Here is a 16,498-nt window from a genome sequence, read left to right on the forward strand (position 1 = left end):
AGTAAACGGAATAATAAGAAGGAGGGATAGGTATGCAAAATTTTACATATAAAAATCCTACAAATTTAGTGTTTGGTAAAGATACAGTCGAGGAATTAAATCATCTTTTACCTGCTGATGTCAAAAATGTTTTGTTAGTATACGGGGGAGGAAGCATCAAGAGAAATGGTTTATATAACCGTGTCATTGATCAAATGCAGAAAGGAGATATAACCTTTCATGAATTATCCGGTGTGGAACCTAATCCACGTATTTCAACGGTGCGCAAAGGGATCGACTTGTGCAGAGAGAATGAAATTGATTTCCTTTTAGCCATTGGCGGTGGAAGTGTAATTGATTGTACCAAAGCGATTGCAGCAGGGGTTATGTATGATGGAGATCCATGGGATTTAGTGACTAAGAAAGCTAAGGTAAAAGCTGCTATGCCATTTGGTACGATTTTAACGCTTGCTGCTACAGGTTCTGAGATGAATTCAGGCAGTGTGATTACAAATTGGGAAACACAGGAAAAGCATGGATGGGGATCGCCGTATACATATCCACAATTTTCTATCCTTGATCCGGTCAATACTTTTACGGTTCCTCGGGATCAGACTATCTATGGAATTGTTGATATGATGTCACATGTTTTAGAAACTTATTTTAATCACACGGATAATACACCATTACAAGATAGAATGTGTGAATCCGTATTAAAAACAGTTAAAGAAACAGCTCCCAAATTGTTAAATAATTTAGATGATTACCAATATAGGGAAACTATTCTTTATTGTGGAACAGTTGCCCTTAATGGAACACTAAGTATGGGAATCCGCGGCGATTGGGCAACACATAATATCGAACATGCAGTGTCAGCTGTTTATGATATTCCTCATGCCGGGGGATTGGCTATTTTATTCCCTAACTGGATGAGGCATTGTATGCATGAAGATCTCGATAAGTTGGTCAGATTGGGAGTAGAGGTATTCGATGTAGATCCCGCTGGTAAATCAAAAGAAGATATCGCTAAAGATTGTATACGAAATATCAGTGACTTTTGGACAGGGATTGGCGCTCCATCAAGGTTAGCTGACTATGATATAGATGATTCGCAACTAGAGATCATTGCAGACAAAGCGATGGTGAACGGTGAATTCGGAAACTTTAAGAAGCTTAACAAAGAGGATGTACTATCTATTCTCAAAGCATCTTTATAGTTTGAGAAAAGGTCTTCCTGTAAGACCTTTTTCTTAATTTTACGAAATGTAATCGCTTGAAAAAGATGAAGGTATTAGTCGCAACTTGATTATCATTTTCGGATTCTGTAAAGTGAGAATGAGGAAACTGAATGGAGGACAAAAAATGACTCATATTAAATTTGATTATTCAAAAGCGCTAGAATTTTTCCAAGAGCATGAAGTGTCTTATATGAAGGATACTGTAAAGCAACTGCATCATACGATTCATGAAAAAACAGGAGCCGGTAATGATTATCTTGGATGGTTATCTTTGCCTTCTGATTATGATAAAGAAGAGTTTGCACGTATAAAGAAAGCAGCAGAAAAGATTAAAAACGATTCTGATGTTTTATTGGTTATTGGGATTGGCGGGTCTTATCTTGGAGCAAGAGCGGCAATTGAAATGCTTCAACATAGCTTTTATAATATCCTGCCTAGTGAAAAACGTAAAGCTCCACAAATCATTTTTGCAGGTAATAATATCAGTTCTACATATATGCGTGATTTAATAGATCTTCTTGAAGGAAAAGATTTCTCGATTAATGTTATATCTAAATCAGGTACAACTACTGAGCCAGCGATTGCATTCCGTATTTTCCGCAAGCTATTGGAAGAAAAATATGGAGCAGAAGCAGCAAAGAGCCGCATTTATGCAACTACAGATAAAGCTAGAGGGGCTTTAAAAACAGTTGCTGATGAAGAAGGCTTCGAAACATTTGTCATTCCTGATGATGTAGGCGGACGTTATTCTGTTCTTACAGCTGTTGGATTGCTGCCAATTGCTGCAAGCGGAGCGGATATCGATGCTATTATGAAAGGTGCAGCCGCAGCTGAGCAAGATTATTCTGAATCTGAATTAGAGAACAATGAGGCGTATCAATATGCAGTTGTTCGTAATCTTCTTTATCGTAAAGGGAAAACCATTGAGATGTTGATTAACTATGAGCCATCCTTACAGTATTTCTCCGAGTGGTGGAAACAACTCTTTGGTGAAAGTGAAGGTAAAGATCAAAAAGGAGTTTATCCATCTTCTGCGAACTTCTCAACTGATCTTCACTCATTAGGACAATACGTACAGGAAGGTCGCAGAGATCTGTTTGAAACAGTTATTAAAGTAGAAAAGCCACGCCATGAATTAGTTCTTGAAGAGGCAGCAAATGATTTGGACAACCTCAATTATTTAGCTGGACAAACAGTAGATTTCGTGAATAATAAGGCATTTGAGGGTACATTATTGGCTCATACAGATGGCGGAGTTCCGAACTTGGTTGTGAGCATTCCGGCACTTGATGAATATACATTTGGTTACATGGTTTACTTCTTCGAAAAAGCATGCGCAATGAGCTGCTATTTAATGGGGGTAAATCCTTTTGATCAACCCGGTGTCGAAGCATATAAAGTGAATATGTTTGCTCTACTTGGCAAAGCAGGCTTTGAAGAAAAGAAAGCTGAACTTGAAAAACGATTAAATTCTTAACAATATGTTTGTGCAAAAAATACCCGGTAAATGGACCGGGTATTTTTTGTATGTACCATAAGTGAGAATATTAGGTGTTGAAGGCGGCCAATACCAGACATACCTTTCCTTCATTAAGCGGATGATAATAAAGGATCATCTAATGGAAGGAAGGGAAAAGCATGATTGAAATTCCATCACGTCTTACAAATACTATGACAAATTATGTGTATGCCCATCATCAGCTTGGCAGCCAAGGGTTCATTGTTGGCGGGAATTGGGATTATCAGCATGGGTACTTTGATTATTTAATGGATAGCGGAAATAAATCAAATTATATCAGAATTCCCTTTACCACTTTTAAGGGCTCCATAGAAGATAAAAATGGAGTTATCCGCTTTGGGACCCCATTTTTATTATCCTATGAAGCCAAGACCGGAGCGAACTTTTTTATGAAACAGTATTCACAGGCGGAAGAATGCAACTCCGACAACACTTATGATTCTTCAGAGGATGCATTAGGGGATTCTAGCCTGGAAAGATATATTGATTTAGGAAAAGCCTTAGTAAATGAGGCCGAAATTGCCGTGTTGGGATATGAGTAAACTAAATAAATTTATCCTGGATAGAAGGCTCCTGATTTACTGCTTCAATAATAGAATGGCTTATAATCGAGTTAGTCGCAATAATATGGTCTGCGCCAGCTCGTTTGGCATTGTTCATTTGAAAGGGAGCCATTATTTCGCAGATACATGTAGCTTCTGGATATAGGCCTTTAATGCAGAGTAAAGAAGCTATGACATGCAAATCAGATGCACGTTCAGATTTCGAGCGATCTGCTGTTAAAATGATAAATTCACTCTCAGTTACATTTGCATGAATCCACGTCTGTTCATTTGTACTATCATTTTTCAAAAAGAATATATGAGTTTCAGGCAACGGATGAGATTCCAAAGTCTCATCTATTATAACTATATTTCGACGCGGGTTCTTATTGTGCCATGTATCAATTAGCATTTTCGTACATTCATTCCAACCCACTATTATGATATGCTTCTTTTTTGTATAGATGGCAGAACCGAGCTGCAGGGCTGTCTGACGCTTAATCACATAGGATGACATAGAGGCGTAATAGTAAGAAACAAATGCAGCCCCAATTAAAATCAATGTACTGGCAGCTAATCTGCCTAGAAGAGTCTTAGGTACGATTTCTCCATATCCTACAGTTGTAATCGATTCAATGGTAAACCATATCCCCTCCCCGATATTGGGAAATGTAGCAGGCTCAATTAAATGCATTAGAATACCATAGACAAGAATAATACCAACGATAATAATAATCAGGCGAGCAACTAAATGAAGTTTATTAAAAATATATTGAGCTGTATTCATACTCATCCTCGCTCTTATCAGAAATCTGTATTCAATCTAAAATCCCATTATCAACAATTTCCACTTTAACAGTTGGATTAATTTCTACTCTTTTCAAATCTAACATTTCGTTCTTTTTATATTCCTTAAATAGATTTGGATCTTCAATCATCAATTTGCGACCAAGCGCCAGTGCATCGCAATTGCTCTGTACTAACAGATTGGTTACTTTTTGTGCTTGCTTAGTCAAGTTTTCAGTCATGTGCTTTTCGAGAGTTGTTTTTTCAAACCGTGAAATCAAGCCCTTCGTATATTCGGATACAGAAACCTTGAGCTTTAAGGAAACCGTATATACTGGTTTAGAGTCTATAATTTTTAATTTAATTTTATGGTTACTTTTCCGTATAAAAAAACTAATTTTTTGATCAAACCCTTTTTCGGATGTTGGATCATTGATTGTGAATTGAGCATAAGGACCTTCTTTACCAACCATTAATAAGTATAAAGAAGAGTCCTCTCCAATTAAATTTTTTCCGGTATAGCTTAATTTATTAAAAAGTGCTACACCTCTTACTCTTATCAGGCCGCCCTTTATTGGTTCTATATAGGGAAGGACAAAATCCTGACCGGGATCGAACATGGCGGGCATAATGGTTGCCAATGTTTGCTCCGGAATGAGGGAATGTTCTTCTGCGCTGCTGAGTAAATCTCTTAATGCTTTGCTAATTAAAGTACCTTTTATATATTCCGGTTTTAAAATTTTTTGTGATTTTCCTTTTGTGATCACGACTTTTGCGTTTACATTACTCTTAGCATCACGATATAACACATCTAGCAGAGGATAGATCTCTTTTTTTGCTAACTCTTCTCCAATTAAAACATTACTTAACTTATTAATTGAGAATTCACCAGGGGTAATTTGATTCATTTTTTCCCTTAATATTAATGGAGATTTTCCTCTTACTTTATAACTTGTATTATAGGGTTCTATTTGTCCCCCGCCAGAAGGCTTTAATGCACGAATGATTGAAATAACTTCTACTGTATCTGGGTCATCGGTTGTATCGAATCCTAAACTGAATGCCAAGGAAGTTTTGCTTAAGAAGTTCTGATCCCAGCATCCTGTAGTTGAGATTAAGATTGATACTAATAAACTGAGCTTTAATAGTTTCACGAATATCACCTACCTGGTTTTGATGACTGGTTTATATTTCGAATCATAGAAATGGCCAGTAGAAGAATGGGAAACCCTATCATGAATACGAAAGTGTAGGGGAGCAAAACATCGGTAAGACGAATTATGTTATCCTGCGATTCTGGAAAAAGATAACATAGAATCGAGATGATTAAAGAAATAACCAGTACGATGATTTTCTTGTTTTTGAATGGAGTATTTTCAGATATCCCTACTCCTGCCAAAAAAATATATAGGACATAGGAAACGAGCATAGGCGAAATCCAAGCACACATAATCACCAAATCCATGCGTTCAAAAATGCTAAGAATGGTCAATAATTTCAATAAATAGAGGACTGGAATGGGAACGATTTTTAATGCATATGTACCAAAATGAGCAAGACAGACAACTAATAAAAAAAAGTAGATGAGTGAAATTGTTAGGATTGAAAAGGTAATCACTCTTTTTTTTGTTTTTAGGTTTTCTTGAACAAGTGGCAATAACACAAGCAATGAACTTAGGCCCGCATACCCAATTCCCATATGATAGGAGCCGTTCAAAATTTTGGTTACTGGAACATCCCCAACAGGCAGTAGAAATAAAAGATTAATCTTGGGGATGGCAAAGCAAATAGAGAAAAGGAGAAAGCCCGTTAAAGCCAGTAATGTTATACCGCTAAATCGTGCGAGTGTGGTTATCGTTCCTCTGGCTAAATAAATTCCCATTAAAATAAATATAAGATAAATAACAAACAGCGGAGTAACTGGCAGTGTCCATTCTTTTGATAAATAGGCAAAATATAGAGTCGTATATGTAGCAAGGAGTATGAAATAGATGATATACAGCCAATTTATAATTTTTCCAATCCATGTACTTGTCAGAATCTCTGTCATTTGAAATAAATTTTTATCTGGTAAGCGTTTATGTAAAGAAAAAATAACCCATCCAAGTAGCTGGAAGAAGATTAAAGTGATGGTGGCCGATATCCAGGCGTTATGTTTACTATGTTCATTGACGATATAAGGAATGGCAAAAATCATGACAGAGCTAACGGATTGAACAATTAGAAAGTATAATTGGTGAGCAGACAATAATTTTGTATTAGAAGCCATAATAGTCCATTTAACTCTCCTTCTTAAATGGTATTTTGAATAACATTTTCGACAAACCTTTAAAATTAAAAGGCGCGACTGGTGCTAAATATGGTTTTCCCATAGATTCCAATCCACATAAATGAAAGATAATTAAAGTCAATCCAATTGATATTCCGACTAAGCCAAAAATATAAGTTAGAATGATAAGCGGGAAGTTTAGAATACGAATGATCTGTGCTACTTCCTGATTTGGAATTGTAAATGATGAAATGGCTGTGATTGCAATCACGATTAACATCGTATTGGATACCAGATTAGCTTGAACAATTGCCGTACCAATGACCAATGCACCTACAACACCAATCGTTGGCGATACGGAACTAGGTAAACGGATGGCGGATTCCTTAAGAAGCTCCAGTATGACCACCATAATAAGGGCTTCAATTAAAGGAGAGTAGGGAATGTTCTCCAAAGATCCTTTAACATTTGCTACAAGATTTAATGGAATAATCTCGAAATCAAATGATACTAGAGCGATATAAAAGGATGGCAAGGTAATGGCCAGAAATAAGGCAAATAGGCGTAAAAGTCGTTCAAATGAACTTATATAAAACCGGCTCTCAATATCATCCGCTGCATGAAAAAAAGAAAAGAATGTAATTGGCATCAGGAAGACAGTAGAGCTTCCTTCAGTCATTAAGGCAATAGCACCCAATGATAAGTGATGTGCGACCCGATTGGGTTTTTCTGTATTCAAAATTTGCGGAAACGGAGAATAAGCATAGTCTTCTATATAATTTTGAATGACTTCTGTATTGATGGCTTCGTCCATGTGAATAGAATCTAATTTTTTTTGTACTTTTTCTACAATCTCCGGATCTGCTTTACCTTTTATATAACATAAGGCGGCTGTAGCCTTTGGATTTTTACCTAATGTTTTCGTTTCAACCACGAAATTCTCCGTTCTCACCCTTTTTCTTAACAGATTTAAGTTGTCTTCAATTTTCTCAACAAATCCTTCATGAGAGCCTCGTATACTCTGTTCGGAGGCAGGTTCCTCAATAGAGCGAGTCTTGAAATTTGCTGCTTCAACTAAATAACAGGTTGTTTCACCTTCTTTAAATAATGCGATATTGCCGTCCAGTATATTGTCGATAATATCGTCAAAAGATGTATAAACAGACACATGTGCCACGGGTAAATTAGCTGGGCTGAGTGAGGAGTTAATCACTAAAGGTTTTACTATAAATTGATCGATCACATTTTTTTTAATGATAGTTTTGATGTATGCCATTCCATATTTTTGATCACCGTTTGAGAAATATCGTGTATCGAAATCATAGGTATTGGAAAAGGCCATTTTTAGTTTTTCGATGTTGTCTTCCAGATAACTGGTAGTCTGTAAATTCCGTATGTCTGGAGAAGAAGCCTGATTGGAATGCATGTGTTCGTTATTTTGATTTTCCGTTTTCTTTTTAAAGAAATTCATATCCATCATCACCCAAACATTATTTGATGAACGTTAGTATTAGTAAACAAAGGAATATTATTCAAAGATTGTAACCCTTCAATATTTGATTAGTAGCAGGGGAGTGGAGAGAAGAAGTTTTACATGTGGACTGTTAATTATAGTGATACTAAGAACCTTTCACTTACAGTTTTTAGTGTAAAAATAAAAAACCTCCGTTTACGAAAGTAAAACGAAGGGAAATCTATTATAAGACTTATTTAGTATTAGGGTATTCAATTTCCTTGCGCCACCTTTTACGGTCTCGTTTATCCATCCACCACATATAAACCAGTCTAATGCTTAAGAAAATCGAGATGACTAAACCGGACACTGTTACAAATAAAGCCAGGAATTCTAATGCGTTATATTGTGGAAATAATTTGGACCAGTCAATATTTCCTTTGAGTTGTTCAGAAACTAAATTCATTCCAAATATTCCAGTTATCACGGTATAGAGGGTCAAAACTTCTAAAAGCATATTACCTTGTTTGGAACTGAAATTTTCTTGATACTGATTTAAGCTTTGCAACGTTGTTCGCGTATCCTCAAACAACTCATCTACTTTAAACATTTTTCTTAGTTGGATAAATATGTCACGCCCTTTGGAATTACTAGCCAGTTCAAAGAAATAATAATTAGAAGAAAAGGCATTAATGGCATGAATTAATTTTTCTACACGTTTTGTATCTTGCTCAATCCGAACATGTGAGTATTCATTTGCAACCTTCAGCAAGGTGATTTTATGAAATAAGGTAAGCATCAAACCGTAATAATATTCGCCATAAAATGTAGTGGCAATGTCATTGAATGATTCACCTGTCTGATTCGTTATACAGGCAATCCCTTGTTCATCAGATATGTAATAGGTATATGGTGCCCAGCGGGTATAACCAACTGAATCGATATAGTGGTCAATGAATTTTTGATTATAGCAACTTATGTATGGTTGTTTATCTTTAGTATATCCATCGAGATTTCCTAAGCGGTATACATCGTAATCTTCAACCTTTTCATCTGATGCCAATCCAATCAAAGACTGGACGTATAAATGATTATTTTCAAAAAAAGGAAAGGACTCAAAGTACGCATCCTCTTCAGTGCTATCATCCATATATCTTTTAATATCAGGCATGAGATAATCTAGTAGAAAATGTTGAACATGATCGAACTCCTGATTTTCGTAGATTATTTTGGATGTGGGGTGATTTTGTTCCATAATTCTAAATTCTGAAGCAAACTGAATGACTTCAGAAAGATTCAATGACTGATTCTGATCATCCAAATGGATACGTACGGTTAAAAAACCTATTTGATATGGACACACGGTTACGTCAAGGGATTCAACCAAAAAATTTGTGTTGGAATGCATGGTTTGCAATGTTCCAGAGACTTGATACATTTTGGAATATCGTTGAAATCCTTTTCCGTCCTCCTTTTTAGGGAACAATATCCGATTCGTAAAGGGGAGAAAAAAGTTTTCTAAATTCTCGTGATCTATTTCAAACCTTCCATAGAAATCATCTTCTTTGTCAAGGTTATCCAGCCTAAACCATTTAAATTGATTCTCCTTCAACTTATCAACCAATTCTTCCTCTTTACCACGTATAAGAGAAAATGGAAATACAAACTGAAAGTCAGCACTGGATACCTGTTTGTCAGTTATCGAGATATCCTCCATGATTAAAATTCCTTTCTTCTACTTAATATATGTATAAAATTTTTTACCCTTGATAACAGAAGTTTAACCTGGTTAAATTTTCCGCTTAAAAAGAGGCTGGCACAAAAGGTTTTCATTCAAGGAAAAAACCGAACTATTTTCTAAAACTCTCACATCTAGAGTTTCGGAATAGTTCGGTTTTTAGTATTCTTCATCTGTTGAATAACTTATAATGATTTGGATATAGAAGTGGATATTTTAGTTCTGTCCCAGCCTCTTTAGATATTAATATTGAAAATATGGGTTCGCTATTTGAGAAGGGTCAGTTTCAAATTCGTCGTAGGAATACGGATCACGGATTTGGGATGGATATCCTCCATCAAAACCAAATTGTCCCGGGGCTCCTTGCCCCCATTGTTGCCCTTGCCCCCAATGCTGGCCTTGCCATCCCTGATGTGGGAATCCATAACCTCCACCATAGCCATGATGTGAACCAAAATGATGGCCTGGATGGTAAGGCATGTGATGGCCGTATCCTCCGCCTGAATAGTGAGGGTACCCCATACCGCCGCCATAATATCCATGATGATGATGGTGATGATGTCCCATGCCACCACCATAATGACCTTGATGACCATAGCCGCCACCATGATGACCGTGTTGTCCATGGCCACCACCATAATAGCCTTGTTGCCTCATTTCATGTGGGAAATTTTCATTTTGCTGATCATATCCATTTGACATTGCTTTCACTCCTTCTGAACCAAATTCCATATAGTATATGTGTCACTATATAGAAAGAGCTTATTCGTCTGAAAGTTGGGCACTGTCTCAAATGGTATAAGGCCGTAACGTTTCCTTTTATATGACTCCCACTTTAATAATCTTCCTTCTTCTTATCCATTCCGAAATAAGCCCTGTATACTTTTTTGCCAATCTCCAAATTCATCGAATGACCACTGGATTGATACGCCCAGGGGACGACAACGGCCAAAGCGATTTCGGGATTGTCAAATGGTGCATATGAAGCAAACGTAATATTCCACGTCTCAGGCTGCTCTGTTCCCGGCGTCCATTTTGGTCCATCATAGAAAGCCTCAGCTGTTCCTGTTTTACCTGCTGGCTGATATGGCTCTCCCATAAACACTTTACCGGTTCCTCTGGAAGTTTGCGTCACAAGTCTTAACCCTTCTTGGACACGGTCAATCCACTCATCCTTCATACTTAATTTATTTTGGATCTTAGGTTCAATTTCTTTGAAAACGGGTCCGAGCTTGCCTTTCTCCAGTAACGGTTCATGCAGTTCTTTAACAACACGAGGCTGTACACGATAGCCGCCATTTGCAATTGTGGAAATATATTGGGCCAGCTGTAGCGGGGTATAGGTGTCGTATTGCCCAATCGCTAAGTCCATCAATTTCCCGGCACCTAATTCGGTCCCTTTATAGCCAATTTGTTCTCCCGGTAAATCAATCCCTGTTCGTTTACCCAAGCCAAACTGACTGAAATTATTCCGCATAATATCAAAGGCTTCAGGTTTTACGGATAAAGGTCCTTTAGGAACATAATTGCCTTCACCAATTTCAATAGCTGTTTTAAACATATATACATTGGATGAACGCTGTAAGGCGGTTAAGTCAGAAACGTATCCCATATTTGTGTATGATTTCTTTGCCGGAGTATCTTTTATTAGCATTGGAGCATCATGAAGAGTCGTTCCAGGTTCAATGGCTCCTTCCTGATAACCAGTTAACACGGTCGCTGCTTTGACTGACGACCCCATTGCATATGCTGTTGTATAGGTTCCTTGTGCAAAGTCCTTCATTTCATATTGATTTTTCTCATCATTCCAGACATATTGTTTGCCTGCCAAAGCTAATACTTCCCCTGTATTAGGATCCATGGCAACCACAAAGGCTCTGTCAAGATAAGGCGCATTATAAGCTGCTTTTTTTTCTCTTAACTCTTCTTCAATAATGCTTTCTACTTTTTTTTGAAAATCTATATCAATTGTCAGAACCAGATCTTTACCGCGTTGGCCCTTGGTGAGTTCTTCAGTAGATATAATATTCCCGCTTTTGTCGAGTTTGTTTTTTGATTTAGCTTTTTGACCATGTAAAATATCTTCGTATTGCAGTTCCAGATTTGAAATACCGACACGTTCATTAAGGTTGTAGCCACGGGATGAATAGTATTCGACTTTTTCCTTTGGAAGACCTTCATCAGAGGATGAGGTCCTGCCGAGGATAGATTTTAATGCACTGTCAAATGGATAATTACGATTCCAATCGACTGAGGTGTCGACTCCGGGCATTTCATCCAGATTTTCAGTGACTCGGGCCATTTCTCGATCTGTAACATCCTTATTCTTAACGATTTGGGGAGTTAAGTAGGTTCCACTGTTAAACTTACGGAAGATAGCGAGAGTTGTTAACTCTGCTTTAGTGAATGATGATAATTCTTTTTCAGTAATGCGATCCAGCTGAATTTTATATAGTTCTTTATCTTTCTTATCAGAGAGCTCTTTTTTTGTTACTTTTTTCTGTGCTGCTTTCGGATTCATAATGATCCAGAAATCTTTAAGATCCCGTTCTTTTATATCTTCCATATCTTCTCTACTTACACTGATTAATTTTGATAATTTCTCAGCAGTCTCTACCATTTCTTTTGTTTTAGCTGTTTTGCTGCGTGTATAGGTAATGGCATTGACAGGTTGATTATCGACGATTAATTTATGATTCTTATCATAAATAAGGCCTCGTGGGACCGGTTTGTTAACGGTGATGTCTTCGGTTCTTTCCACTTCTTTTTTGAAGGATTCACCATGGGCAATCTGTAGAATGCCTAACCGTAATATTAAAGTCGTAAATAATAGAAAAATAACAAATAGTAGTATATTTGTTCGAGTATTAACAGATGGCTTTTTCTTCTTTTTTTTTCGATGGGGATTTTTCAATCTTTCAACCTCCAAATATTTTAAAAACTGTCTTATTATCATTTTAATGGATTAATATGGATAATACTATTGTTTTCGCTTAATTCCTGATTCTCTATGTTAGGCAGAACCGAGTGTATGTTTTATAGTTGAGACAGAATGGGAAACTAGTAATTAGCATCTATTTACATATGGAAGGGAGACATAACGATGAAGAGTATTTCGTTTCCGCAAAGAATGTATATTAATGGGAGTTGGATAGATCGTGATAATACAATAAGTGTTTATAATCCTGCAACCGGTGAAATAATGGGGAAGACTCCGAATGGAACAGAATCAGATGCAAAGGAAGCAGTTGAGGCAGCATATAATAGTGGTTCAGACTGGTCAGGATTAACAGCAGAGGAACGGAGCGCTAAACTGAAGCAATGGTCGAGATTAATAGATATACATATGGAAGAATTAGCGGAGATCATGACACTTGAGCAAGGCAAACCATTTGAAGAAGCAAAAGGGGAAATACGTTATGCTAACAGTTTTATTACCTGGTTTGCTGAAGAGGCGAAGCGTATATATGGAGAGACCATTCCGGCTTCTTCACCAAATAAACGTATATTTGTTCAAAAACAACCAGTCGGCGTTATAGCGGCCATTACCCCTTGGAATTTCCCGGCTGCCATGATTACGAGAAAAGTAGCCCCTGCTCTGGCAGCAGGATGTACGGTCGTCATTAAACCATCTGAAGAAACACCATTTACAGCTTTAAAATTAGTTGAGCTGGCAGAGAAGGCTGGTATCCCAGCCGGAGTCATTAATATTGTCACAGGTGATGCAAAACGAATCGTATCTGTTTGGCAGAAGGATTCCAGAGTACGTAAGATTACATTTACTGGTTCGACCGAGGTAGGGAAAATTTTAATGAAAGATGCTGCAGATACGGTGAAAAAGATTTCCCTCGAGCTTGGAGGTCTTGCACCTTTTATCGTGACAGAGAATGCCGATATTGAAAAGGCTGTTAATGGAGCTATTGATTCGAAATTCCGTAATGCCGGTCAGACATGTGTGTGTGCAAACCGTATATTTGTCCAACGATCGGTTATGGAGGATTTTACGAAACTTTATACGAAAAAAGTGGAGCAATTAAAGGTAGGCAATGGAATGGAGAAAGGAAATGATATTGGGCCGCTTATTAATGAGCAAGCCATTAATAAGGTGGTACGGCACATCAATGATGCTAAAGAAAAGGGGGCAACGATTCTGACAGGCGGAAAAATCCTTGGAGATATGCCTGGACATTTTATAACTCCTGCGGTAATTTCGGGAGCTACTGACGATATGCTTTGCATGAAAGAAGAAACATTTGGCCCGCTTGCACCTATCTCCGCGTTTGATCGAATTGAAGAAGCGGTGGAACGGGCAAATCATACACCATTTGGATTGGCGGCCTATGTATTTTCGGAAAATATCCGCGAAGCCGTTTGGATTGCGGAAAATCTTGAGTACGGAATTGTTGGAGTTAATGATGGTTTACCTTCAACAGCGCAGGCGCCTTTTGGAGGATTTAAAGAAAGCGGGCTGGGCAGAGAAGGAAGCCACTATGGATTGGATGAATATTTAGAGATAAAATATATATCACTAGGCTTATAAAAAGGTGAGGAATTGAGTCCATATGGTAAAAAAATTTGAAAATCTTGATGCGATAAAGAATGAGCATACTTTTCGTGATATGTATCGTTGGAATAAAGAGCGGCGCAGAAAACAAAAGGATTTAGAAACTCAAATTAGCCGTGTTGATGACCCGCAGATTGAGGAATTAAATAGAAATCAATCTCGTACTTCCATAACTTGGATTGGTCATTCAACATTTTTAATTCAAATGGACGGAATAAATATACTTACTGACCCGGTTTGGGCAAAGCGGATGGGATTTCAATCCCGAATGACAGAACCGGGAATAAAAATAGATGATTTGCCTTCGATTGATGCTGTTTTAATTTCCCATGGACATTATGATCATCTCGATTTCCCTTCCATCCGTAAACTGAAAGGGAATCCTGTTTATTATGTACCCATAGGTTTGGGGAGAACATTTATAAAAAAAGGGTATAGTAATGTTCATGAAGCAAGCTGGTGGGAAATATTTAATAGTAAAGAATTAGCTTTTCATTTCGTTCCAGCTCAGCATTGGACGAGAAGAGGTATCCGCGATATGAATACTTCCCATTGGGGAGGATGGGTGATTGAAAATAGTCGTACAGCTGAAACAGTCTATTTTGTAGGGGACACCGGCTACTTTAAAGGGTTCAGGGATATTGCGGAAACGTTTCATCCCAATTATGTGCTCATGCCGATTGGAGCGTATGAGCCTGAGTGGTTCATGGCAAGCTCTCATATTAATCCGGAAGATGCGGTTAAAGCATTTCTAGAATTGAATGGGGATTATTTTATCCCGATGCATTACGGTGCTTATCGACTGGCTGATGATACAGGACCGGAAGCGTTAGACCGATTATTGGGTGAATGGAGCAGAAAGAAACTGCCAAAAGAACAATTGAAGACATTGCTCATAGGAGAAACATTGTGGGTTAACTAAAAATAGGCAGTCGCTAATAAATTTAAAGCGACTGCCTATTGATTATATTATTGTCCTTTTTTTAAGACGATTTGCCATTCAGCACTGCCAGTTTGTTCAAAATTCGTAATTTCATGACCTTCTTTTGCAGCCCAGCGCGGAATACTTTCTGTTCCTTGCGTGCAATCAAAATTGATGATTAATTCTTCGCCAGTGGTCATGTCTGTCATTGCCAATTTTGCTTCTTCCAGTGGGAAGGGGCAAACCATTCCATTTGTTTCGAGTACTTTTGTCATTACGTAAACCTCCTATTAAATTAGGCTACCGCTGTATTGCCGGCTCCTACTTTTTGGTTTTTTTGTTTTCGGATAATAGTAAAGTAAGTCGCTGTCCATGTTCCTAATAAGAAGAAAACAACGGCAACCCATCCTTGCCAAGTAAATAGAGCTGTGTTTACTAACCCATTTCCGATTGTGCAACCTCCAGCAAGCGATGCACCAAAGCCCATGATCAGTCCTCCGCTTGCATTATATGCAAGTGTTCTTTTATCGGGTAGTCGCCATTTGAATTCATTGCTGCCGCGAGCGGCAATATAGGATCCAATCCCAATACCAAGAACTAGGAAAACTCCCCAGTTTAATAGTGATGTATCACCATTAACAAAGAAAGTTAATAACTGTGCAGTTGGGGTTGTAATTCCAAGACCAGCCATTCTCCCCGTTGCTTCGCTTAACGGCCATGCGAGTATAGCGATTAAACCCACTAGCAGTGCTGTTACGAATGGATGCCAGCGTTTCTCAAATAAAATATGAGCAAACCCTGTTTTCTGTTGTTTCATTTTAAAAGAAGGTAATTTAGGCTGCTTTAAGTTACGGTATACCAAAACACCTATGAGTAAGGCGAAAGTGATAACTAGTACCCATGGAGATAGGTTAAATGTCTCATGGATATACGTATCGCTTGTTCTGTAGGAAAGTACATTTCCTCCCACTGTACTTAGTAAGCCAAACTTAGTCATTGCTGCACCAAGTGCATAACCGCCTAATGCGATCCAGCTCCCTATTAAACCCTCGCCAGCACGATACCATGTACCAGTGGCACATCCTCCGGCAAGAACCATACCAATTCCAAAGATGAATCCGCCGACGATAGTCCCTAACCAGGGAAAAGCATCTGCTTGAATGGTAATGACTCCGTTAGCTGCGAGAGTATATACGCCAATAGCCTGAATGGCAATGACAATCATGGTCGCAAGAAACATGCGCCCGTCCCTAGCGAGGAGTAGGTCACGGTATGCTCCGACTACACAAAACCGACCTCTTTGTAAAACGAACCCTAATAAAAGTCCGACGATAAGACCATAACTAATGATTTGAATCATGTTGAACCTCCCGATAATTGGATAGGATTATATTATAATAAAACATATAAGTTTACTATGATTTAATGCCTGTTAATGCAAAAATGATTCTAAAGTAGTGGTTTAAATAAAATGTTATTTAAACAGTT

At 37.9% G+C, this 16,498-nt stretch carries 14 protein-coding genes; 5 read left to right on the forward strand and 9 right to left on the reverse strand.

The genetic code is table 11. The annotated features are described in order from the left end of the window. The first annotated feature begins 32 nt into the window (after positions 1-32). The 3 genes from AC4G3L_RS14465 to AC4G3L_RS14475 all read left to right on the forward strand — a co-directional run bounded on the left by AC4G3L_RS14465 (position 33) and on the right by AC4G3L_RS14475 (position 3,278). On the forward strand, positions 33-1,196 hold the full coding sequence (locus tag AC4G3L_RS14465; protein WP_491077679.1) for an iron-containing alcohol dehydrogenase: 1,164 nt from the start codon (positions 33-35) through the stop codon (positions 1,194-1,196). Between the two features lie 145 nt (positions 1,197-1,341). After that, positions 1,342-2,694, forward strand: a complete 1,353-nt coding sequence (locus AC4G3L_RS14470) for a glucose-6-phosphate isomerase (protein WP_491077680.1) — start codon at positions 1,342-1,344, stop codon at positions 2,692-2,694. Between the two features lie 161 nt (positions 2,695-2,855). Continuing rightward, complete coding sequence (locus tag AC4G3L_RS14475; protein ID WP_491077681.1) at positions 2,856-3,278, forward strand: YugN family protein; 423 nt, start codon at positions 2,856-2,858, stop codon at positions 3,276-3,278. Between the two features lies 1 nt (position 3,279). Here the strand turns inward: AC4G3L_RS14475 and AC4G3L_RS14480 are convergent, their stop codons facing one another. The 7 genes from AC4G3L_RS14480 to AC4G3L_RS14510 all read right to left on the reverse strand — a co-directional run bounded on the left by AC4G3L_RS14480 (position 3,280) and on the right by AC4G3L_RS14510 (position 12,438). Beyond that, positions 3,280-4,065 carry a potassium channel family protein gene (locus AC4G3L_RS14480; protein ID WP_491077682.1) on the reverse strand — a complete coding sequence of 262 codons (786 nt, stop codon included), beginning with the start codon at positions 4,063-4,065 and terminating at the stop codon, positions 3,280-3,282. Positions 4,066-4,096: 31 nt separating this feature from the next. After that, positions 4,097-5,218 carry a Ger(x)C family spore germination protein gene (locus tag AC4G3L_RS14485; protein ID WP_491077683.1) on the reverse strand — a complete coding sequence of 374 codons (1,122 nt, stop codon included), beginning with the start codon at positions 5,216-5,218 and terminating at the stop codon, positions 4,097-4,099. 5 nt (positions 5,219-5,223) lie between these two features. Further along, the gene (locus tag AC4G3L_RS14490; RefSeq protein ID WP_491077684.1) at positions 5,224-6,333 is read right to left on the reverse strand and encodes a GerAB/ArcD/ProY family transporter; all 1,110 of its coding nucleotides are present in this window, start codon (positions 6,331-6,333) and stop codon (positions 5,224-5,226) included. A gap of 10 nt (positions 6,334-6,343) precedes the next feature. Continuing rightward, complete coding sequence (locus AC4G3L_RS14495) at positions 6,344-7,804, reverse strand: spore germination protein (protein WP_491077685.1); 1,461 nt, start codon at positions 7,802-7,804, stop codon at positions 6,344-6,346. A gap of 235 nt (positions 7,805-8,039) precedes the next feature. Further along, entirely contained in the window at positions 8,040-9,503 is a 1,464-nt protein-coding gene (locus AC4G3L_RS14500; RefSeq protein ID WP_491077686.1) for a hypothetical protein, read from the reverse strand. A gap of 264 nt (positions 9,504-9,767) precedes the next feature. Further along, on the reverse strand, positions 9,768-10,226 hold the full coding sequence (locus AC4G3L_RS14505; RefSeq protein ID WP_491077687.1) for a hypothetical protein: 459 nt from the start codon (positions 10,224-10,226) through the stop codon (positions 9,768-9,770). Positions 10,227-10,359: 133 nt separating this feature from the next. Then, a complete protein-coding gene (locus AC4G3L_RS14510; RefSeq protein ID WP_491077688.1) occupies positions 10,360-12,438 on the reverse strand; it encodes a peptidoglycan D,D-transpeptidase FtsI family protein in 2,079 nt (692 codons plus the stop codon). Positions 12,439-12,627: 189 nt separating this feature from the next. Between AC4G3L_RS14510 and AC4G3L_RS14515 the strand changes: the two genes are divergently transcribed. Then, the gene (locus AC4G3L_RS14515) at positions 12,628-14,064 is read left to right on the forward strand and encodes an NAD-dependent succinate-semialdehyde dehydrogenase (protein WP_491077689.1); all 1,437 of its coding nucleotides are present in this window, start codon (positions 12,628-12,630) and stop codon (positions 14,062-14,064) included. Positions 14,065-14,086: 22 nt separating this feature from the next. Beyond that, positions 14,087-15,010, forward strand: coding sequence for an MBL fold metallo-hydrolase (locus tag AC4G3L_RS14520; RefSeq protein ID WP_491077690.1), 924 nt, complete (start codon positions 14,087-14,089; stop codon positions 15,008-15,010). Between the two features lie 47 nt (positions 15,011-15,057). Here the strand turns inward: AC4G3L_RS14520 and AC4G3L_RS14525 are convergent, their stop codons facing one another. Both AC4G3L_RS14525 and AC4G3L_RS14530 read right to left on the reverse strand, forming a co-directional pair. Beyond that, positions 15,058-15,285: a sulfurtransferase TusA family protein gene (locus AC4G3L_RS14525; RefSeq protein WP_491077691.1), complete on the reverse strand. Its 228-nt coding sequence runs from the start codon at positions 15,283-15,285 to the stop codon at positions 15,058-15,060. A gap of 20 nt (positions 15,286-15,305) precedes the next feature. After that, complete coding sequence (locus AC4G3L_RS14530) at positions 15,306-16,370, reverse strand: YeeE/YedE thiosulfate transporter family protein (RefSeq protein WP_491077692.1); 1,065 nt, start codon at positions 16,368-16,370, stop codon at positions 15,306-15,308. Between the last annotated feature and the right edge of the window lie 128 nt (positions 16,371-16,498).

Source organism: Bacillus sp. z33, from assembly GCF_058313615.1.